General features: G+C 65.1%; 16 protein-coding genes. 12 read left to right on the top strand and 4 right to left on the bottom strand.

All coding sequences use genetic code 11. The features are described from left to right. Positions 1 to 359: 359 nt before the first annotated feature. Positions 360 to 2,621 (top strand): bifunctional diguanylate cyclase/phosphodiesterase, encoded by a 2,262-nt coding sequence (locus tag CSQ95_RS16210; protein ID WP_099410229.1) that lies wholly within the window; start codon positions 360 to 362, stop codon positions 2,619 to 2,621. A gap of 69 nt (positions 2,622 to 2,690) precedes the next feature. Here the strand turns inward: CSQ95_RS16210 and CSQ95_RS16205 are convergent, their stop codons facing one another. Together CSQ95_RS16205 and CSQ95_RS16200 are read right to left on the bottom strand one after the other, a co-directional pair. Then, a complete protein-coding gene (locus tag CSQ95_RS16205; RefSeq protein WP_010398828.1) occupies positions 2,691 to 3,137 on the bottom strand; it encodes a CBS domain-containing protein in 447 nt (148 codons plus the stop codon). A gap of 129 nt (positions 3,138 to 3,266) precedes the next feature. Next, positions 3,267 to 3,890, bottom strand: a complete 624-nt coding sequence (locus tag CSQ95_RS16200; protein WP_099410228.1) for a 2OG-Fe(II) oxygenase — start codon at positions 3,888 to 3,890, stop codon at positions 3,267 to 3,269. 294 nt (positions 3,891 to 4,184) lie between these two features. Here CSQ95_RS16200 and CSQ95_RS16195 point away from each other — a divergent pair, with 294 nt between their 5' ends. Genes CSQ95_RS16195 through CSQ95_RS16180 form a run of 4 tightly spaced genes read left to right on the top strand, consistent with a single transcriptional unit; the run spans position 4,185 to position 9,785 of the window. Then, a complete protein-coding gene (locus tag CSQ95_RS16195; protein WP_099410227.1) occupies positions 4,185 to 5,495 on the top strand; it encodes an O-acetylhomoserine aminocarboxypropyltransferase in 1,311 nt (436 codons plus the stop codon). A gap of 1 nt (position 5,496) precedes the next feature. After that, positions 5,497 to 6,315, top strand: coding sequence for an alpha/beta fold hydrolase (locus tag CSQ95_RS16190; protein ID WP_099410226.1), 819 nt, complete (start codon positions 5,497 to 5,499; stop codon positions 6,313 to 6,315). A 24-nt stretch (positions 6,316 to 6,339) separates the two neighbouring features. Beyond that, positions 6,340 to 7,743, top strand: coding sequence for a PoNe immunity protein domain-containing protein (locus tag CSQ95_RS16185; RefSeq protein ID WP_070224433.1), 1,404 nt, complete (start codon positions 6,340 to 6,342; stop codon positions 7,741 to 7,743). Positions 7,744 to 7,772: 29 nt separating this feature from the next. Further along, complete coding sequence (locus tag CSQ95_RS16180) at positions 7,773 to 9,785, top strand: WG repeat-containing protein (protein WP_099410225.1); 2,013 nt, start codon at positions 7,773 to 7,775, stop codon at positions 9,783 to 9,785. 73 nt (positions 9,786 to 9,858) lie between these two features. Here CSQ95_RS16180 and CSQ95_RS16175 read toward each other — a convergent pair whose 3' ends face one another. Together CSQ95_RS16175 and CSQ95_RS16170 are read right to left on the bottom strand one after the other, a co-directional pair. Further along, positions 9,859 to 11,256, bottom strand: a complete 1,398-nt coding sequence (locus CSQ95_RS16175; protein WP_099410224.1) for an esterase-like activity of phytase family protein — start codon at positions 11,254 to 11,256, stop codon at positions 9,859 to 9,861. Positions 11,257 to 11,376: 120 nt separating this feature from the next. After that, positions 11,377 to 12,753: a YihY family inner membrane protein gene (locus CSQ95_RS16170; protein ID WP_227741983.1), complete on the bottom strand. Its 1,377-nt coding sequence runs from the start codon at positions 12,751 to 12,753 to the stop codon at positions 11,377 to 11,379. A 67-nt stretch (positions 12,754 to 12,820) separates the two neighbouring features. Here CSQ95_RS16170 and wrbA point away from each other — a divergent pair, with 67 nt between their 5' ends. From wrbA to CSQ95_RS16135, 7 genes are all read left to right on the top strand, one after another. Beyond that, entirely contained in the window at positions 12,821 to 13,429 is a 609-nt protein-coding gene (gene wrbA, locus CSQ95_RS16165; protein WP_099410250.1) for an NAD(P)H:quinone oxidoreductase, read from the top strand. Further along, complete coding sequence (locus tag CSQ95_RS16160) at positions 13,429 to 13,839, top strand: DUF2069 domain-containing protein (RefSeq protein ID WP_070224481.1); 411 nt, start codon at positions 13,429 to 13,431, stop codon at positions 13,837 to 13,839. Before wrbA ends, CSQ95_RS16160 begins: the two co-directional genes overlap by 1 nt. After that, positions 13,836 to 15,266 (top strand): FAD-binding oxidoreductase, encoded by a 1,431-nt coding sequence (locus CSQ95_RS16155; RefSeq protein ID WP_099410223.1) that lies wholly within the window; start codon positions 13,836 to 13,838, stop codon positions 15,264 to 15,266. Before CSQ95_RS16160 ends, CSQ95_RS16155 begins: the two co-directional genes overlap by 4 nt. Then, entirely contained in the window at positions 15,263 to 15,691 is a 429-nt protein-coding gene (locus CSQ95_RS16150) for a DUF4124 domain-containing protein (RefSeq protein WP_099410222.1), read from the top strand. Before CSQ95_RS16155 ends, CSQ95_RS16150 begins: the two co-directional genes overlap by 4 nt. Continuing rightward, positions 15,679 to 18,270 (top strand): FtsX-like permease family protein, encoded by a 2,592-nt coding sequence (locus CSQ95_RS16145; protein WP_099410221.1) that lies wholly within the window; start codon positions 15,679 to 15,681, stop codon positions 18,268 to 18,270. The genes CSQ95_RS16150 and CSQ95_RS16145 overlap by 13 nt, the downstream gene beginning before the upstream one ends. Further along, on the top strand, positions 18,270 to 19,346 hold the full coding sequence (locus CSQ95_RS16140) for a lipocalin-like domain-containing protein (protein WP_099410220.1): 1,077 nt from the start codon (positions 18,270 to 18,272) through the stop codon (positions 19,344 to 19,346). Before CSQ95_RS16145 ends, CSQ95_RS16140 begins: the two co-directional genes overlap by 1 nt. A 78-nt stretch (positions 19,347 to 19,424) precedes the next feature. Continuing rightward, complete coding sequence (locus CSQ95_RS16135; RefSeq protein ID WP_099410219.1) at positions 19,425 to 21,296, top strand: ABC transporter transmembrane domain-containing protein; 1,872 nt, start codon at positions 19,425 to 19,427, stop codon at positions 21,294 to 21,296. Positions 21,297 to 21,298 lie beyond the last annotated feature (2 nt).

Here is a 21,298-nt window from a genome sequence, read left to right as displayed (position 1 = left end):
CGCCGCGCCTTTCGCCCCGCCCCTAACCGCCATTTTAAAATCCCGCGTTATTTTTTCGCATAAAAAATACCAAATAAGCGTCGCAATCATGCAATGCAAGAAATATTGCCCTACAGAATAGACTTAAAAAAACATTTTGCTTATTAAATAGCTATATACTTGGATCAGAGCGCGGCACACAATACTGAACGCCAACCCAGATTTAGGCTGCGCCGAGAGCACGTCACAAAATGCCCAGGGCCAGGCGTCGTTGCCGAAGACAGTACGCAAGTACAAATACGGTAAGGGCAACGCAACAACGCCATGGGCTTTTTTGACGCGCTCGTAAAAAATATCGAGTCATCCTGGAGAAGCTATACATGCCCGCACCGATCATCCCCCTTGACGCCAACAAGGACGATCACGACGACCTGGTATTCCTCGATGAGCAACCAGCGGCGCCGCTGGCCGTCGTACAGCGCAGCGTCTGGCGGGTGATGATCATCGACGACGATGAAGACGTCCACTCCACCACCACATTCGCCCTGGGCAATCTGGAAATGCAGCACCGCCCGCTGGAATTCGTGCATGCGTATTCGGCCGGCCAGGCGCGCGAACTGCTCAAGCATGAAGACGACATCGCCGTCATCCTGCTCGACGTGGTCATGGAACAGGATGATGCGGGCCTGCACCTGGTGCGCTACATCCGCGAAACGCTGAAAATGACGGACGTGCGCATCATCCTGCGCACGGGCCAGCCCGGCTATGCGCCGGAAATCGACGCCATCCGCGATTTCGACATCAACGACTACAAGACCAAGTCCGAACTGACGCGCATCAAGCTGTTTACCACGGTAACGGCGGCCATCCGCTCGTACGAGCAGATCCGTTCAATCAACAGCAGCCGGCGCGGCCTGGACCGTATCGTCCACGCCAGCACGCAGCTGATGGCGCTGCATGGCGTACAGAATTTCTCGGCCGGCGTGCTGGCGCAGATCGCCGACCTGCTGGGCACCCGGGCCGACGGCGTGCTGTGCGTGCAGGACTTGCAGGACAATGGCAGCAAGGAGCTGCTCGTTTCGGCCTGCACGGGCAGCTTTTCCAGCCTGCCGCACAGCGCCCTGTGCGGCCTGCAAAACCCGCGCGTGATGGCCGCCATCGAACACACGCTGGCGCAGCGGCGCAATGTCTACGCGCACGACTACGCCACGCTGTACTTCGCGGGCAAGGCCGGCCGCGACGCGGCCGCCTACCTCGTGCTGCCGCGCCCCCTTTCCGCCATCGATGAAAGCCTGCTGGAAGTATTCTGCAGCAACGTCGCCGTGGGCCTGGACAACGTCGAGCTGGTATCGCACTTGCACAACGCCGCCTTCTACGACCAGTTGTCGAAGCTGCCGAACCGCACCCGCCTGGTGGAAATTCTCGACGCCACCCTGGCCGGTCCCGCGCGCGACGACGCCACGTTGTCGCTGGTCGACCTCGACCACTTTGCCGAAACCAACGACGCGCTGGGACATCAGTTCGGCGATACGCTGCTGATCGCCGTGGCGGGCCGCTTGCAAACCCAGCTGGGGCCGCAGCTGACGGTGGCGCGCCTGGGCGGCGATATCTTTTGCGTGCTGGGCGACTCGTCCCAAGTCAACCCAGGCAATATCCTGGCCCTGTTCCAGCCGCCGTTCTGCATCGATGGCCAGGACGTGCAACTGTCAGCCACCCTGGGCCTGGTGCGCCTGGGCGAACATGCGGGCACGGGCGCCGATGCACTGAAGGATGCCGACATCGCGCTGAAACGGGCAAAAAGCCAGCAGCGCGCCGGGCACTTCTATTTTTCGCGCAGCATGGGCATCGAAATCCGCGAACGGGTGCGCATGATGCACGCGCTGCGCACGGCTTTCAGCCAGGACCAGCTGTTTGTCGTGTACCAGCCGCAAATCGACCTGACCACGCGCCGGCCCGTGGGCGCCGAAGCGTTGCTGCGCTGGCAGACGCCGGACGGCAAGTTCATCTCGCCCGACCGCTTCATTCCGATCGCCGAGTATTCGGGCATCATCATCGACCTCGGCGAATGGGTGCTGCGCACGGCGTGCCGCGAACTGGTGCTGCTGCGCGAGCAGGGCCACCGCAATTTCGTCATGTCCGTCAACGTGTCGCAAGTGCAGTTTCGCCACCCGCTGTTCCTGGAAATGCTGCGCGCGGCGCTGGAAGAAACGCAGGCGCCGCCCGAATTCATCGAGCTGGAAATCACGGAATCGATGGCCATGGAAGAGCCGGACTTATTGATCAAGATGCTGTGGCAGATCAAGCAGACGGGCGTGAGCATCGCCATTGACGACTTCGGCACGGGCTTTTCCTCGCTGTCCTATTTGCAGCGCCTGCAGGTCGACCGCCTGAAGATCGACCGCGCCTTCGTCACCGAGATCACAGGATCGGCGCGCGGCAGCAGCATCGCCGAAATGGTCATCCAGCTGGGCCGCAACCTGGGCCTGGCCGTGATCGCCGAAGGCGTGGAAGACGAGCGGCAAGCGCAAATCTTGCAGGCGCTGGGCTGCCCGATGGCGCAAGGCTTTCTGTTCGCCCGCCCGATGACGGCCACGGCGCTGGGCACCTGGCTGAACAACGAGGCGCTGCAAGGGGCGGCATAGGCGCCACCTTGCATACTCAATGCAAAACGCCGGCAGTTGCCGGCGTTGTTTTTACTGCATGAGTAAAGCTTAGTCGGTGGTTTCAGCCGGCCAGTCGCGGATGTACGCTTTCAGCATCTGGTTTTCAAAGCTTTGCGCTTCGAGCACGGCGCGCGCGACGTCGTAGAAGGAAATGACGCCCAGCAGGGTCTTGGCATTCATGACGGGCAGGTAGCGCGCATGTTTTTCCAGCATGATGCGGCGCACTTCGTTGACTTCCGTATCCGGGGTCACGGTGATCGGATGGTCATCCATGTGCTTGCGCACGGTGCCGCCGCCGATCTGGCCCGCGTTTTCATGCAAGGCGTTCAACACTTCACGGAAGGTCAGCATGCCGACCAGGTCGCCAAATTCCATGACCACCAGCGAACCGATGTCTTTTTCAGCCATGGTATTGGCCGCGTCAAGCAGGGGCTGGTCAGGCGTGACCGTGTAGAGGATATTGCCCTTGACTTGGAGAATTTCAGATACTTTCATATTGGCCGTCCTGTCCGCGTGATTGGTATTTTAGTTATTCTAAGCCCTTACTGCGACTGTAGCCTATGCCTGCGGAAAAATCCAGCCTTGTGCGCAATCAAATCGAGGGGGATTGCGCGCAACTTTTCATCAGCCCCGGCGGCGGAACCACCCGGCAATCGAGAGGCGCTCGCGCGCCGTCGGCAGCACTTCGTGCAGCATCTCCCCCGACATGAACATGGCCATGCGGCCCGCCTGCGGCAAGATATCCACCTGAGCGCCATCCTGCGGATGCAAACGCAGCGCGCCGCCATGCCCGGGCAGCCAGTCGTCGTTCAGGTACAGCACGACGGACACGGTGCGCTTGTCGTCGTCGCGGAAACGGTCCAGATGGGCCCGGTAAAAGGCGCCCGGCGCGTACAGGGCGAAATGGCTTTCATACTCTTCCAGCCCCAGGAACAGCTCGCGGTTGAGCACGAGGCGCAGCGCTTCCATGTGTTCCAGGTAGCGGTCGCACGCGCTTGACCTGCCCGTTTCCAGCCATTCGATATGGTCGCCGCGGATGTCCGGCTGCAGCAGCGGCGCATGGCCGCTGCCCACGCCGGCCCCCTTCATCTTGCCGCTGAGCATGGATTGCACGCATTCGGCGGCCAGCTGGCGGCTCAGTTCAGGGGAAATGAAATGCTCTTGCATGAGCCAGCCTGCCTGGCAGAGGCCGTCGACGATAGAGGGTCCGGGTACGGCAAGGGAGCCGTCGAACGATATTGCGGGCATAAAATCTTTCCTGGTGGACATGCATGAGAGTGCGCCTGAAGCCCAGGATTTCGTTCGCTTGCAACTGCTTCCCTGCGGCGCGGCGCACGCGCACAGCTAAGACAGCCCGAATATCGCTGATACGATATCGTACCACCGCCGCACCGCGCCGGTCACTTTTTTTACACTGCCGGTTACACGCGAGCTGAGCCTGACCGTCCGCCAGCACGGCGCCATGCGCCCTGCACAGGAGCCCTTTTGCTCAGCTGCAAATCAGGTTACGATCTTGCCACTATAAAACTTGGCGGAGACACCATGAGCGGCCCGAAATACCCCGGTTTCGATACCTTATCCCTGCATGCGGGTGCCGCGCCCGACCCGGCCACGGGCGCGCGCGCCACGCCCATCCATTTCACGTCCTCGTTTGCCTTCAAGAGTTCGGACCATGCGGCCTCGCTGTTCAATATGGAACGGGCCGGCCACGTCTACTCGCGCATCTCGAATCCCACCAACGCCGTGCTCGAAGAGCGCATCGCCGCCCTCGAAGGGGGCGTGGCCGGCATCGCCACGGCCAGCGGCCAGGCCGCCATGCACCTGGGTTTATGTACCATCGCCGGCGCCGGCTCGCACATCGTGGCCTCGCGCGCCCTGTACGGCGGCTCGCACAACCTGCTCGCCTACACATTAAAACGCTTCGGCATCGAGACGACCTTCGTCGACCCGCGCGACGTGGACGCCTGGCGCGCTGCCATCCGCCCGAATACCAAAGTCCTGTTCGCGGAAACCCTGGGCAATCCCGGCCTCGACGTGCTCGATATCCCGACCATTGCCGCCCTGGCGCACGAGCAGCACTTGCCGCTGATGCTCGATTCGACGTTCACCACGCCGTATTTGCTGCGCCCCTTCGAGCATGGCGCCGGCCTGGTGTTCCACTCGGCCACCAAGTTTTTATGCGGCCATGGCACGGCCATCGGCGGCTTGCTCGTCGATGGCGGCACTTTTGATTGGCAAGCGGCCTACGACCAGACGGGCCGTTTCGCCGAACTATGCGAACCGTATGAGGGCTTTCACGGCATGGTCTTCGCCGAGGAATCGACGGTGGCGCCGTTCGCCCTGCGCGCGCGGCGCGAAGGCTTGCGCGACTTCGGCGCCGTCATGAGCCCGCACAACGCCTTCGCCATCCTGCAGGGCATCGAAACCCTGGGCTTGCGCATGGACCGCCACGTGGCCAATACGCGCAAGGTCATCGATTTTCTGCTGGTCAATCCGGCCGTGGAATCCGTGTCCTACCCGGAACTGCCGTCGCATCCCGATTACGAGCTGGCCAAGACCCTGCTGCCGAAGGGCGCGGGCGGCGTCTTCACCTTCCGCCTGCGCGGCGACCGCGCGGCGGGCCAGCGCTTCGTCGACAGCCTGAAGATCTTTTCGCACCTGGCCAACGTGGGCGACGCCAAGTCGCTCGTCATCCACCCCGCCTCCACCACGCACTTCCGCGTGCCCGACGATCAACTGGCGCAGGCCGGCATCACGCAGGGCACCATGCGTCTGTCCGTGGGCCTGGAAGACGCCGACGATTTGATCGAAGACCTGGCCCGTGGCCTGAAACTGTCGCAGAAAGGCGCCTGACATGCTGCTCACCATCGACAATACCGTCGCCTACTGCTACACGGGCGGCAAAGCGTTTGACCCCGATCAACCTACGGCCGTCTTCATCCACGGCGCGCAAAACGACCATTCCGTGTGGGCCCTGCAGACGCGTTATTTTGCGCACCACGGCTGGAACGTGCTGGCCGTCGACTTGCCGGGCCACGGCCGCAGCGGCGGCGCGGCGAAAACCAAGGTCGAGGAACTGGCGCACTGGATCCTCGCCGTGCTGGACTCTGCCGGCGCACCCAGGGCCATGCTGATCGGCCACAGCATGGGTTCATTGATCGCGCTGGAAGCGGTATTCCTGGCGCCGGATCGCGTCAGCCACCTGGCCATGCTCGGCTCCACCTACCCGATGAAAGTCTCGCCGGCGCTGCTGGAAACGTCGCTCAACGATGAACAGGCGGCCATCGACATGGTCAATATCTGGTCGCACTCGTCGATCGCGCAAAAGCCCTCGTTTCCCGGCCCCGGCTTCTATGCCATGGGCGGCGCGCGGCGCCTGAAGCAGCGCATCGCCGCCCTCAACCCCGATCACGTGTTTCACACGGATTTTTCTGCCTGCAATGCCTACGCGAACGGCGAAATCGCCGCCGCTTCGGTACACTGCCCCACTTTATTCATTTTCGGCGCGCGCGACATGATGACGCCGCCCAAGTCGACCCGGCTGCTGACAGCGGCCATAGCGCATGGCACCGTGGTGCAGGTCGACAGCGGGCACGAATTGATGGCCGAGCAGCCGGACGCCGTGCTCGACGCGCTGTTTGCGTTTGCGCAAACGGCAGCGGCAGCGGCATGAACGCTTTTTTTAGGATAGATGCACATGTTGTTGAATACCCTGTTTGAAGAATTGACCGGCCGCGGCAGCGGCACGGAGGCGGAGCGGCACGAACGCTACAACTGGCTGCAACAGCTGCGTTTCAATAACCCGCAAGCGGAAGAAGGCGGCCCGATGGCCGGCATTCCGTACTACCAATGGTGCCGGCTGCCGCAAGCGCTGATCGTCGCGGGCCAGCACACGGACCTGCTGGTCGGCACCACGAGCGCACTGTATCTGGTCTTCGAGGGCCGCCACGCGGCCGCGTTTGCGGCCGAACTGGGCCTGCAATACGACGCCAACAACCGCATCGACCGCCCCGGCGGCCTCGACGAGCTGCTCGATGCCTATGAAGAGCAGGACGACGGCAGCTGGGCCACCCTGCCGAACGAAGCGCCAGCGCCGCCGCTTGCCGGCTGGGACGACGTGTACTTCCGCGTGCGCGACCTGAGCGACGGCAGGACCATCCAGAGCGTGACCACCATCGCCTACGAAAGCAGCCGTTTCCCTGGCTACACCCTGCTGGGCACGACCATGGTGGGCGCGGGCGCCATCGCCCACGACGACGAGACGGCGGAATATTTGCAGCAAATCTTCGCCGACTGGGCCATTCAGCGCGAATGCGCCGATGTCTGTCTGCCAGCGCAGGAACCGTGGCCCCACGCGCCGCGCCAGACGCCGCCCGCGCCTTTCGGTACCCCCTTCGATTTTGCCCGCAATCTCGCCTATCTTGACACCCTGCTGGCCGCCTACGAACGCGCGCAGGGGCAGGCGGAAATCGATGGCGGCGATAGCGCTTACTGGGCATGCGCGGCCGCCAGCGTGGCTTACCAGGTCTTCTCGCTGCGCTACACGGCAGGCCTGCCCTTGCCCGAAGTGGAAACGGCGCTGGAAGCTGCCATCGGCGCCTGCGAAGCGGCACGCGCGGCCCTGGCCGAGGCCTACGATGACGATGCCTTGCCCGCCTTTGATTTCGAACAATTGACGGATTACGCGCGTACCCTGCAGCTGCTGGGCGCGGCCCTGCTGTTCGGCCGCCACGACCTGGCCGCCCGCCTGGCCGCCCTGCAGACGGCCTTCGACGGCGAAGACGGCGTGTACGAAGCGCTGCTGGCGACCATCGACCCGACGCGACCCGCCGTCGACGAATGGTATTTCGCCGAGCCCTATTCGGCCCTGTTCGAGTGCCTGGACGCGGACGATGCCGCGCAGCAGCTGGAACACCTGCGGCACTATCTGGCCAGCTGGCATGGCGCGCTGGTGCACGAAGACTGGTTCAACGGCCATTTGCGCGCGCACGGCCTGGGCGGCTACTACGGCCTGTGGGCCTTCGAGGCGGCCGCCGTGGCCAAACACCTTGGCCTGGAACGCAGCGCGCTGGCGCATTGGCTCATGCCGCCCGCGCCCTGAATCTCCCGTTCACTTTTAGATAAAGATCAATGATCAATACCGCAGCCCTGTTCAGCACCGCATTTTTACCCGGCCAGGCCGGTTTCGACACCGAGACGATCAACGGCCTGGCCGAATGGCGGCTGGACGTACCTGCGCTGTTCAAGCTGCTCATCGGCGCCGGCACGCAAGCCGTCGCCTGGCCCATCTACGGCGACGGCGAAGACTGCCCCTGCGTGCTGGCCGCGCCGATGGCGCAGGCACAGGCCAGCTGGCAAGCGTTGTCCGCGCTGATGGACAAGCCGCGCAACGCGGCCGCCATCGTCGCGCGCAGCGCCATCAGCGCCCTGCTGGCCAGCGGCCAGCCGTGGCTGATCCTCGATTGCGTGCAGCTGATCGCGCACGATATCGGCACGCCGGAATACGCGGCCGCGCTCGAGGCCCTGCGCGCCGAGGCGCAAGCCCTGCACTCTGCCCTGCAGCGCGGCGACCGGGACGCGCTGGCACCGCTGCTGGCCGCCGGCGCCGCATCGCCGGCCACCGGCTACTGGTCGGCTACGGCCGAGGCGCAACTGGCCGAGGTCGAGGAACTCGATGCGCAAGATTTGCCGTTCCTGCAAGGCCTGGAAGTGCTGGGATGGGAGGAGGACGCGCTGTGCTATGCAGTGAGCGCCGCCGCTGAACCGGACGTCACCGGCCTCGTCACGTCCTATGGCCGCTGGATCGTGCCGCTGTCGCAGCGCTATGTCGACCTGGGCGTTTACTACGCGGACGATGGCTGGATCACCTTTGCCACGGCGGACGCCCCCGATGCGCACGGCGTGCTGGACCTCAACGGCACGGTGGTGCTGCCGCCATCCCCCGGCGCCCTGTACGTCATCAGCCCCCATCTGGTACAGAGAATCGCGCCGGACGGCGCCAGCAGCCTGCTGCGCCTGCCCGACGGCGCGCTGCTGATGGACGGGGTGGACAACATCTGCCAGCGCGACGATGGCTTGATCGACATCGAACGCCAGACAGACCAGACAGACGATGACGGCAAGCGCAATGTGCACGGCGTGGTCGACACCACGGGCAAGGTCGTGGTGCCGCCGGCCTACAGCTCCGTGCAGGATTTCGGCACGAAGAAGAAAATCGCCATCGTCAGCCAGCGCATCGCCGGGCGCTTCCTGTTTGGCCTGGCGAACAGCCAGGGCGAGCTGCTGGCGCCCTGCCAGTACGAAGCCATCGATAGCGCCACCACGTCGTCGCCGCCCAAGCTGCGCAAGAACCTGATCTTCGCCATCGACGCGCAAGGCCTGGCCTGCATGCTGACGCCCGATGGCAAGCAGGCGTTTACGCCGTTATATCCGCCCGCCCACCACTTGCGCGGCGTGGCCGTGCAAAGCGATTTTTTATATGTGGTCAACGATGGCATGGCCTGGAGCATGGATTTCACGGGCCAGCTGCTCGAGCAGTTCGACACGGTGGAGAACTTCAAGGCGGCCATCACGGCCCAGTTGAGCGAGGCCATGGGGCTGGGCAAGCAAAAGCCCGAGAAACAGGCCGCCAGGCGCCGCAGCTTCACGCCGGCGCAGATCCTGGCCAAGGCCGACCGCGAGCAGTTGCGCAGCATGGCCGCGCTGCTCTTGCTGGGCGATGCGGCACTGGCCGCACGCTGCGTGGACATCACCCTGGAAGAACTGACGGAAGACGACCCGGAAGAGGAATACGAAGGCGATACGCCCGAAGCGGCGTGTTTCTTCCTGCTCTGGTCCACGGCCGCCGATGCGCTGGGCCACGGCACCACCCTGGACTGGAAATCGGTCGATGAAGTGCCGCGCATCGGCCAGCATATCGGCCTGCCCGCGCTGCGCGATTTTTCGTGGGCGCAGCGCGAGGATGGCGACGCGATGGCCGAAGGCCTGGCCGCCATCGCCACCCACCTGGCGCCGCATCAGCTGCGCCTGGTGAACCTGCACGGCGGCGAGGACACGTATTATCTGGGCGTGGTGCGGGCGCAGGATGCGGCCGCGTTCAGCAAGGCGGCACTGCAGGCGGCCCTGCGGCCCGTGCTGCTGTGACGGCTTGCCAGCCCGTCTGCTGATATCGCACCCGGCCGGCAACATGGAACGCCGTTGCTGGCCGGGTGCATCTTTACTTGACGGAACGATCGAACAGCGCCTTGTCAAAACGCAGGGTAATGACTTCGGTATCGTCCGGCTTGCCTGGCTTGCGTCCGTCTTCACCGGGATAGTTCGTGTCAATTGCCACGACTAGCGTGTTGGCATCGAGGACTTCAACGCTCTCCACCGAGTCGAAAGGCATGCTGAACTTACCCACGGGCATATTGCTCGCCCGCCCGCCGATGCCTTTGGGGTCGGAGATGTTCAGCAAGTCCACCAGCAGCGTTTTCTTGAGGGCGCCATCAGCATCTTTCTCCTTCAGGTCGACCAGGTACAGGCGCTTGATCACGGCCTTGGCGCCCCAGAAGCCGTCGCGCTCGATGAGTACGAACTTGCTGCCGCCGACATTGGTCATGTCGCCGATCACGACGCCATTATCCTTGGCCGCGCCATCCTTGCGGTACACGAGGTTCTTGCCCGTATAGCGCATGGCGGCGGGGTCGAACTCGAAGATGTTCAGGTAGCGTTCATCCGCGGCAACGGGCCGCAGCGACGGGTCGCTTGGCGCCGCTTCCGGCACCGCGTAGAGCATGCTGCGGTCGGCGTTATAGGCCAGGCTTTCGAAGCCGCGGCTGCCTGACAGGGTGATGCTGGCTCCCTTGCCCAGCACTTCCGGATTGGCCGGGCTGCGCAGGAAGGGATGGGGAACGGGATCGCCCATGAGCGTGCCGTTTTTGTCGAAGTGCAGGATATACGGGCCGAACTCCTCGCCCACGAACCAGGTGCCATCGGCGGCGCGCGCGAGCGATTCAATGTCGAAGTCAAAACCGGTCAGCAGGCGGCCCGCGCGAATGCGCGCATCGACGGCGATACCGCTGTCGGAAAAGACCAGCCCGCCGGAGGTGTTGCTTGGGTAGTTGACATAGTCGGCCGTGATTTTCAGGTCGATGCCCTTGCCGTCGTTTAAGAAACCCCTGGCGTCGTTGAAGGCGAGGAAACTGTTGATCTTGATGCTGCCCGGCGTCTTGCTGGCGTCTGCGTCCGTGCGGAAGTTGATGCTGGCGTTATACAGGCCGAGCACGAAATCGGCCGAATTGCCCTTGGCGCCGTAGCCATTGTCGGCCATGGCAGTCCAGCTGCCGTCGTCATTCCTCAGCAGAGCGGAGAAGCCGGGAATCGGCACGCCATTGGCAAACGGCGGGCTGACGCCAAGCGCCGCGGCCATGAACTGTCCGGAAACCGGCGCCGGCCAGCGCGCCGTGTCAGGCAACGCTGCCCAGCCGACCAACTGGTGCGGCAGCCCTTCCCCCTCCTTGGGTGCCGCGTCGGGAGCCGCAGAGGAACTGCCGCCGCAGGCGGCCAGCATGCCGCTGACCATCACGATGGCCAAGCCGCGGCACAAATTCAAACCGCTCAAATGACAACGCATATTTGCTTCCTCTACAAGATGAATGGAGAGGAAAGCTTACCGGCCTTCGGTGACCAGTTTATGACATGCGTCCCTAGCGCGCGAGGCGGATGCCGGCAGGAAGCGCACCGCCCGGGCCCGTCAATTGCAGCGCACTTCCCCGAAATGCTGCGCCAGACTCAGGCCCAGTCCCTGCTCCACGGCGTTTTCCACCTGCGCGGCCAGCGCGGCTGCCTCTTCCGCCGCCTTGATGTCGCGCTCGTTGGTGGAACCGGCCGGGTAGCCGGAGTTCACGCGCATGCCGCCGAAGACGAACAGGCGGTAGACGTCGGCCAGGCTGATGCGGTTGACGTTGCCCAGCAAGACCCAGTGGTCGGAACTGTCGGCCACGCGCTTGCCCCACTGTACCCGCACGGCGCCATCCACGTTGACTCGTCCCACCCAGCCCTGCTGCACCATCTTGTCGAGCAGGGTTTCCATCTCTTCGAAGCCCAGGCGCGTGCTGCGGCGGATCTCGGCCGCGCCCACCAGGGCCGAATCGGCGCAGTGGCACGCCTGGTGCAGCACTTTCAGGATGGCGACGGCGTCGACGAATTCGCTGCCCGGCGCCGCCTCGTACCACCAGCGCTCGTATTTCACGACGGGCAAGGCGGCCACCAGCAAGGCGCCCACCAGGGTGATCATCCAGCTCAGGTATATCCACACGAGGAACAGCGGCAAGGCGGCCAGTGCGCCATAGATGCGCGAATAGGTGGGAAATTCCTGGATGAATTCGCCGAAGCCGCGCTTGGCGACCTCGAACGCCAGCGCCGCCAGCAAGCCGCCCCAGGCCGCGTCGCGCCAGTCCACGTCGCGATTCGGCACGGCGATGTACAGCAGGGTAAACGCCAGCATGGTCAGGCCGATCGACACCAGCGTGTAAAACACGGCGCCGATGAACGGCACGGCGCCCACCACGCCGCTGGTGGCCATGAAGAGGCGCGAGGTCACCGTCAGCGACACGCCCACCAGCAGCGGCCCCAGGGTGACGATGGCCCAGTAGACGAGCAAACGCTTGGTCCAGCGGCGCTCCTGGCGCACGCGCCAGATGCGGTTGAAGACGCGCTCGATCAAGCCCATCATGCCCACCGAGGTGACGATCAGGGCGCCCGCGCCGATGGCCGACAATCGCGTCGCCTTCGACGCGAACGTCGTCAGGTAGTCGAGGATGGTGTTCGAAATCCCCTTGGGCATCACGCTTTGCACGAAATAGTCTTCCAGCGCGTGGCGGAAGGTATTAAACAGGGGGAAAGTGGTGAAGATGGCCAGGGCCAGCGTGAGCAGCGGCACCAGCGCGAACACGGTGGCGAACGTCAGGCTGCCGGCCACTTGCGGCAGGCTTTCCTCGCGCACGCGGCGGCGCGCGAACTGCAGCAGGTCGCGCGTTTCGGACCACGTCAGGCCGCGCACGACGTCCAGCCCCATGCTCAGGGTGCGCCACAGGTATTGGAAGAACGGGAATATATATTTTGAAAACATGTGCAAAATCAGAACGGCGCCATGACAGCAGTCGTATCAGGCTGTAAAGCGCCCTATAATACCAATGATGAAGCCAACCAATCTGATTATTCTCGTATTGTTTTATTCACGCCATGGCGCCACGCGCCAGTTGGCCGAGCTGATAGCCCAGGGAGTGGAAAGCGTGCCCGGTTGCGATGCGCGCCTGCGCACCGTGCCCGCCGTCTCCACCGTAACGGAAGCGACGGCGCCCGAGGTGCCGCTGGACGGCGCGCCCTACGTGGAACTGGACGATTTGCAGGAATGCGCGGGCCTGGCCCTGGGCTCGCCCACGCGCTTCGGCAACATGGCCGCCGCCATGAAGTACTTCTGGGATGGCACGGCCAGCGACTGGCTGGCCGGCAGCCTGTCCGGCAAGCCCGCCTGCGTGTTCACGTCCACGGGCAGCCTGCACGGCGGCCAGGAATCGACCCTGCTGTCGATGATGATTCCCCTCTTCCACCACGGCATGCTGGTCATGGGCTTGCCCTACACGCATCCGGAACTGATGACGACGTCCACGGGCGGCTCGCCGTATGGCGCCACGCACTGGTCGGGCATAGACGGCGACAAGGCCTTGAGCGACGATGAAAAGCGCCTGGCCATCGCCCTGGGCCGGCGCCTGGCGGAAAACGCCGCGAAACTGGCAGGCGCATGATGCACGGCACACTGCACAAGTATTTTCACTGGGGCGCCATCGCCAGCCTCGTCACCCTAATCGTCTGGTGCCTGCTGTGGGAAACCGTCGTCGCGCCGCTGCAACCGGGCGGCTCCTGGGTCGTGCTGAAGGCGGCTCCCCTGCTCATTCCCCTGTACGGCGTCATCAAGCGCGACGTCTACACCCTGCAATGGTCGTCGATGGTGATCCTGCTGTACTTTACGGAAGGCGTGGTGCGCGGGTACAGCGACACGAACCCCACCTCGGCCCTGATGGCCTGGGGCGAGGCGGCCATCGTCTGCGTCTATTTTGTCTGCGCCGTGCTGTATCTGCGCCCGTATAAAAAGGCGGCCAAGCGCATGGCCAAGGAACTGCTGGAAAAAGTGAATAAAGTGAGCATCAAGAAATGATCGAACAGCCAGTGCATGACCAAGCCGACTTCCTCGCCGCCTGCCGCGACCTGCTGGGCGACAGCTACGTCCTCACCCGGGATGCCGACACGGCGCCCTTCCTCACCGACTGGCGCGACCGGTTTACGGGCAAGGCCCTGGCCGTACTGCGCCCCGCCACGGTGGAGCAGGTGGCCTCAATCCTGCGCGCCTGCGCGCAATGGCAGGTGCCCGTCGTGCCGCAGGGCGGCAATACGGGCCTGGTGCTGGGCAGCATTCCCGACGCCGCCGGCACGGCCGTCGTGCTGTCGCTGGCGCGCCTGAACGCCATCCGCGCGCTCGACCCCGTCAACCGCACCATCACGGTCGATGCGGGCTGCATCCTGCAAACCATCCAGGAAGCGGCCAGCGCCGCCGGCTGCCTGTTCCCCCTGTCGCTGGCGGCCGAAGGCAGTTGCACCATCGGGGGGAATTTGGCCACCAACGCGGGCGGCACGGCCGTGCTGCGCTACGGGAACACGCGCGAGCTGTGCCTGGGCCTGGAAGTGGTCACGCCGCAGGGCGAGATCTGGAGCGGCTTGCGCGGTTTGCGCAAGGATAATACCGGCTACGATTTGCGCGACCTGTACATCGGCGCCGAAGGCACCCTGGGCGTGATCACGGGCGCGGTCATGAAACTGTACCCGCAGCCGAAGGCCTGCATCACGGCGCTGGCCGCCATGCCCTCGCCCGCCCACGCCCTGCGCTTGTTAAGCCTGATGCAGGACCATTGCGGCGCCAGCCTGACGGGCTTCGAACTGATGTCGCAATACTGTTTGCAACTGGTGGCCGAGCAGTTCCCCCAGCTTCCGCACCCGTTCGCCGACGCGCACGGGCAGTACGTGTTGCTGGAACTGTCCAGCAGCCAGTCCGAGGCGCATGCCGTGGAATTGCTCGAAGCGAGCATCGGCGCGGCCCTGGAAGACGAGTTGATCGAAGACGCCGTCGTCGCCAGTTCCGTGGCGCAGTCCGAAGGCCTGTGGCAGCTGCGCGAACATATTCCGCTGGCGCAGGCGCAGGCGGGCAAGAACATCAAACACGATATCTCGCTGCCCATTTCCCGCATCGCCGACTTCATCGCCGTCACGGATGCGGCCCTTGCGTCAGCCTTTCCCGGCTGCCAGCTCGTATGCTTCGGCCACTTGGGCGACGGCAACCTGCATTACAACGTGGCGCCGCCAGCCGGCATGACGGACCGGGATTTCCTGGCCAACCAGGACGCCATTAACCGCATCGTGCACGACCAGGTCCACGGCTTTGGCGGCTCGATATCGGCCGAACACGGCATCGGCGCACTGAAAAAGGCGGATCTGGCGCACTACAAGTCGCCGCTGGAACTGCAGCTGATGCGCGCCGTGAAGCAGGCGCTGGACCCGCAGAACATCATGAATCCGGGGAAGATACTGTGAAGCCATCGTCCCTCCTGCTCTGCGCCATGGCCTTGCTGGCCGGTTCCTCCAGCGCGCAGGACGTCTACAAATGCGTGCAGGATGGCCAGACCAGCTATAGCGCCACGCCCTGCACGGGCGGGCAGCTGCAGATCCTGGAAGTTCCCTCGCCTCCGCCCGCCGTCGACAAGGGCGCGGCCACGCGTCAGGAACGGGTGGCCAGCCAGATGGAAGCGGCGCGCAAGAAGCGCGAAAACCTGGAAGACCAGGCGCGCGAACGGGCGGCCAGGCAGCTTGAGGCACGCGACAAGCATTGCGCCCAGCTACGGCTGGAACAAAAATGGGCGGCGCAGGACGCCGTCGGCGCGGGCGATAAAACCCGCAATGCGGCGCAACTGAAGGCGCGGCGCGCCGGCGAGCGCCTGGCCGTTGAATGTCTGAATTGAGTGCGCCGGCGGCAAATCCCGCAGGTATGCGCCTGTTGTCGCGCTGGCTGCTGCTGGGCGAATGGCGCGCGCATCCCGTGCGCGCCTTCGTCGCCATCCTCGCCATCGCCATCGGCGTGTCGCTGGGCTTTGCCATCCATTTGATCAACGCGGCCGCCTTCAATGAATTTTCCACGGCCGTGAAAAGCCTGTCCGGCCAGGCCGACGTGCAGGTGGCCGGGCGCGAAGCGCTGTTCGACGAAGCCGTCTACCCGTGGCTGGCGCAGCGCGACGGCGTGGCCGTTGCCTCGCCCGTACTGGAACTGCAAGCCGGCGTGAGCGGCAAGAAGGACGGCGGCCCGCTGCACATCCTGGCGCTCGACGTCTTCCGCGCCGGCTTCATCTCGCCCGACCTGATTGGCGCGCCGGCGGAAGGCCAGCCTTTCGACACCCTGGCCGACGACGCCATCTTTTTATCGCCTGCCGCCTTGCGCTGGCTCGACGTCGCCGAAGGCGGCCAGGTCGCGCTGCAATCGGGCACGGGCACGGTGTCCCTGCGCGTGGCCGGTTCGCTGCAGCGGGCGCGCGCCGGCCAGCGCATCGCCGTGATGGATATCGGTGCGGCGCAATGGCGCTTCAACAAGCTGGGCAAGCTGTCGCGCATCGATTTGAAACTGCGCCAGGGCGTCAACCGCGACGCCTTCCAGGCCGCGCTGAGCAGTGCGCTGGAAGCGCAGTACCCGGGGCGTTTCCAGGTGGGGCAGCCGAATGATGAAAACCAGAATAGCCGCAACAATAACCTGAGCCGCGCCTACCGCGTCAACCTGACGGTGCTGGCCCTGGTCGCCCTGTTTACGGGGGCGTTCCTCGTGTTTTCCACGCAGGCCCTGTCCGTCATCCGCCGCCGCGGCCAGTTCGCGCTGCTGCGCGTGCTGGGCATGGAGCGCAGGCCTTTGCTGCGCCAGGTGCTGTTAGAGGGCGCCAGCCTGGGCGTGGTCGGCGCCGCGCTGGGCATCGCCGGCGGCTACGCCATGGCCGCCGTGGCCCTGCGCTTTTTCGGCGGCGACTTGGGCGCCGGCTATTTCGCGGGCGTGCAGCCGCAGGTGCAATTCACGCCCGTCGCCGCCTTCGTGTATTTCGCGCTGGGCCTCGGCGTGGCCTTGCTGGGCTGCGCGGCGCCCGCGCTGGAAGCGGCGCGCGCCGCCCCCGCCATCGCCCTCAAATCGGGCAGCGAGGAAGTCGTGACGACGCGCCTGGCCAAGACCTGGCCAGCGCTGGCGTGTCTGCTGCTGGCCGGCGCCTTGACGTTTTTGCCGCCCGTGTTCGAGCTGCCCCTGTTCGGCTATCTGTCCATCGCCCTGCTGCTGATCGGCGCCATCGCCCTGATGCCGCAGCTGGCGGCCGTCGTCTTCCGCGCCCTGCAGGCCGCCTGGCTGCGCACGGAAACGAGCAAGCATGCGCCCGTGCGCAGCCTGACCGTGGCCCGCCTGGCGAACGCCTCGGGCCAGGCCGGCATCGCGCTCGGTGGCGTGCTGTCGAGCTTTAGCCTGATGGTGGCGATGGCGATCATGGTGTCGAGTTTCCGCGTTTCCGTCGATGACTGGCTGCTGCAGATCCTGCCGGCCGACGTGTACACGCGCCCGGCGGCCAGCGGCGGCACGGCGGGCCTGAACCCGCGCGAACAGGCGAGCATCACCGCCCTGCCCGGCGTGGCCAGGGTGGATTTCCAACGCCTGCGCTCGCTGTCGCTGGCGCCGGACCGCCCGAATGTCATGCTGCTGGCGCGCCCCATCAACTTGCGGGACCCTGGCAAGAGCATGGTACTGGTGGGCGACACCCTGCCCGTGCCGGCAGGCAGCCGGCCCGTGTGGCTGTCCGAAGCGGCGGCCGACCTGTACAACGTCAAGCCTGGCCAGCAGATCGCGCTGCCGCTGGCGGGCGGCCTGCACAAGTTCTTCGTCGCCGGCATCTGGCGCGACTATGCACGCTCGTCCGGCGCCATCCAGATGCCGCTCGATGACTACCGCGCCTTGACGGGCGATATGGATGTCAGCGACGCGGCCCTGTGGCTGGCCAAAAACACCACGGGCGAGCAGTTGCAGCAGCGCCTGAAAGCCCTGCCTTTCGGCGCCAGCCTCGAAGTATCGAACCCGTCGGCTATCCGCGCCCTGAGCCTGCAGATATTTGACCGCAGCTTCGCCGTCACGTATTTATTGGAAGCCATCGCCATCGTCATCGGCCTGTTCGGCGTGGCCGCCACGTTCTCGGCCCAGACCCTGGCGCGCGCGCGCGAATTCGGCATGCTGCGCCACGTGGGCGTGACGCGCGGCCAGATCCTGTCCATCCTGGCGCTCGAGGGCGGCGCGCTGACGGCGCTGGGCATCGCCACCGGTTTTGTGTTGGGCCTGTTGATCAGCTTTGTGCTGGTCTTCATCGTCAATCCGCAATCGTTCCACTGGACCATGCAGCTGCACCTGCCGTGGCCCCTGATCGCCACCGTGGCCGCCGCCTTGCTGACGGCCGCCGCCCTCACCGCCCTCATCGCGGGGCGCCAGGCGCTGTCCGCTGGCCCCATCCGCGCCGTCAGGGAGGACTGGTAATGCGCCGTTTGACTTGTTTATTGTTGTTTTGCAGCGCCGCCGCCATCGCCGCGCCGCCTGCGTTCGCCCCCGTCACGCCGCTGCCGGCCGGCCAGACCCTGCGCATGCCGCACGATTTCGGCGCCCACCCCGCGTATAAAACGGAATGGTGGTACGCCACCGGATGGGTAAAAACCAGCGGCGGCGAGCAGCTGGGCTACCAGGTGACCTTCTTTCGCAGCGCCACGGCCGCCGACGCGGACAACCCCAGCGCCTTCGCGCCGAAACAGCTGATCATCGGCCATGCGGCCCTGTCCGATCCGAAAGTGGGCAAGCTGCTGCACGACGAGAAAAGCGCGCGCGAAGGCTTCGGCCTGGCCTACGCCAGGGTGGGCGACACGGACGTCAAGCTCGACGACTGGCGCATGCAGCGCCAGACCGACGGCAGCTACAAGGTCAGCCTGGCCGCGCGCGACTTCAGCTTGCAGCTGACCCTGGCCCCTACCCAGCCCGTGCTGCTGCAAGGCGTTGGCGGCTACTCGCGCAAGGGCGCGCGGCCCGCGCAATCGAGTTATTACTACAGCGAGCCGCAGCTGCATACCACGGGCACGATCGCCCGCGCGGGCGGCAAGCCGGAAGCGGTGACGGGCGCCACCTGGCTCGATCACGAGTGGTCGAGCCAGGTGCTCGATGCGGATGCCAGCGGCTGGAACTGGATAGGCGCCAACCTCGATGACGGCGGCGCCCTGATGGCCTTCCAGATCCGCAGCAAGACAGGTGCTAAACTATGGGCGCACGCGACATGGCGCGATGCGTCCGGTAAGATGACGCAGTACGCGCCCGGCGACGTCGATTTCACGCCCACGCAGCTGTGGCGCTCGCCCCGCACGCAGGCCGAATACCCGGTCGCCACCGATATCCGCACGGGCGCCACGCGCTGGCAGATCAAGCCCCTGCAGGCCGACCAGGAGCTCGATTCGCGCCGCTCGACGGGCGCCGTGTACTGGGAAGGCGCCGTGACGGTGGAGCGCGACGGCCAGCCCGTGGGCCGCGCCTACCTGGAAATGACGGGCTATGTCCAGCCGATGAAGTTGTAAGCAATGCATAAAATGCCGGGGTCAGACCCATCGGGTCTGACCCCGGACAAGCAAAAAAGTAAATCAAAGCGAAAAACAATGACAACCAGCACAGAAACAGGCAGCACCAGCAAAGCAACCGCCGCAAGCACCGCACCGACTCCCGACACCGGCAGCAGCCGCGAACTGAAAAAAGGCAGCCTGGCCGCCTTCAAGGGCTTGATGCCCTTTCTGACGCCGTACCGCAAGCAGTTCTTCCTGGCCGGTATCGCGCTGGTGGTGGCCGCCGCCTCGACCCTGGCCATTCCCGCCGCCTTCAAGCAGATGATCGACCTCGGTTTCGGCGGCGCGGCCGGCTCGAAAAGCATCCAGCACGTCGACCTGGTGTTCCTCGCCCTGTTCGGCGTGGCGTCCATCCTGGCGCTGGCGACTGCCGCGCGCTTTTACACGGTGTCGTGGCTGGGCGAGCGCGTCACGGCAGACATCCGCAGCGCCGTGTACCGCCACGTCGTCACGCAAAGCCCGGAATTCTTTGAGACCACGCAGACGGGCGAAGTCCTGTCGCGCATCACCACCGACACGACCCTGATCCAGGCCGTCGTCGGCACCAGCATCTCGATGGCGCTGCGCAATGTGCTGCTGTTCCTGGGCGGTCTGGTGATGCTGTTCGTCACCAGCGCCAAGCTGGCGGGCATCATCATCGGCCTCTTGATCCTCGTCGTCGTGCCCATCATCGTGTTTGGCCGCCGTGTGCGCAAGCTGTCGCGCGATTCGCAGGACCGCATCGCCGACGCTTCGGCCATGGCCGGCGAAATCCTCAACGCCATGCCCACCGTGCAAGCGTTTACGCACGAGAAAATCGAATCGAAACGCTTCGGCGACTCCGTCGAAGGCGCCTTCATGACGGCCATGCGCCGTATCCGCGCCCGCGCCCTCTTGACCATGATCGCGATTTTGCTGGTCTTCGGCACCATCGTGTTCGTCCTGTGGCTGGGCGCGCGCGCCGTGCTGGAAGGCGCGATGACGGGCGGCGACCTGGGCCAGTTCATCCTGTACGCCTCCATCGTGGCCGGCGCCATCGGCGCCCTGTCCGAAGTCATGGGCGAAGCGCAGCGCGCCGCCGGCGCCACCGAGCGCCTGCTGGAACTGATGGCCGTCAAATCGGAAATCGAGTCGCCTGCCACGCCGCTGCCGCTGCCCGCGCGCGCCGCGAATGGCGCCGCGCTGTCGCTGGACGATGTCATGTTCTCGTATCCGTCGCGTCCCGATACGCACGCGCTCGATCACGTCAGCCTCGACATCCGCGCCGGCGAAACGGTGGCCGTCGTCGGCCCCTCCGGCGCCGGCAAGACCACGCTGTTCCAGCTGTTTTTACGTTTTTATGACCCGCAAAGCGGCACCATCCGCCTCGATGGCGTCGACATCAAGCAGCTCGACCTGCACACCCTGCGCGACGCCATCGGCATCGTGCCGCAGGATACGGTGATCTTCTCGGCCGACGCCATGGAAAACATCCGCTACGGCCGCGCCGGCGCCAGCGACGAGGAAGTCATCGCCGCCGCGAAGATGGCGGCCGCCCACGAATTCATCGAGCGCCTGCCGAACGGCTACAAATCCTTCCTCGGCGAACGGGGCGTGCGCCTGTCCGGCGGCCAGCGCCAGCGCATCGCCATCGCCCGCGCCCTGCTGAAAAACCCGCCGCTGCTGCTGCTCGACGAAGCGACCAGCGCGCTCGACGCGGAATCGGAACGCCTGGTGCAAAAGGCGCTGGAAGCGGCCATGGTGGGCCGCACCACCGTCATCATCGCGCACCGCCTGGCCACCGTGCAGCGGGCCGACCGCATCATCGTCATGGAAGACGGCAGGATCGTCGAGACGGGCACGCATGCGTCGCTGGTGGCGCTCGGAGGCATCTACGCGAATCTTGCCGCACTGCAATTCCATCACGTACAGCTCAATCCAGCGGAATAATC

Source organism: Janthinobacterium sp. BJB304, assembly GCF_002735765.1.
GTDB lineage: Bacteria > Pseudomonadota > Gammaproteobacteria > Burkholderiales > Burkholderiaceae_D > Janthinobacterium.
Note: the sequence above shows the minus strand (reverse complement) of the source record. Positions and strands in the feature narration are given on the sequence as shown.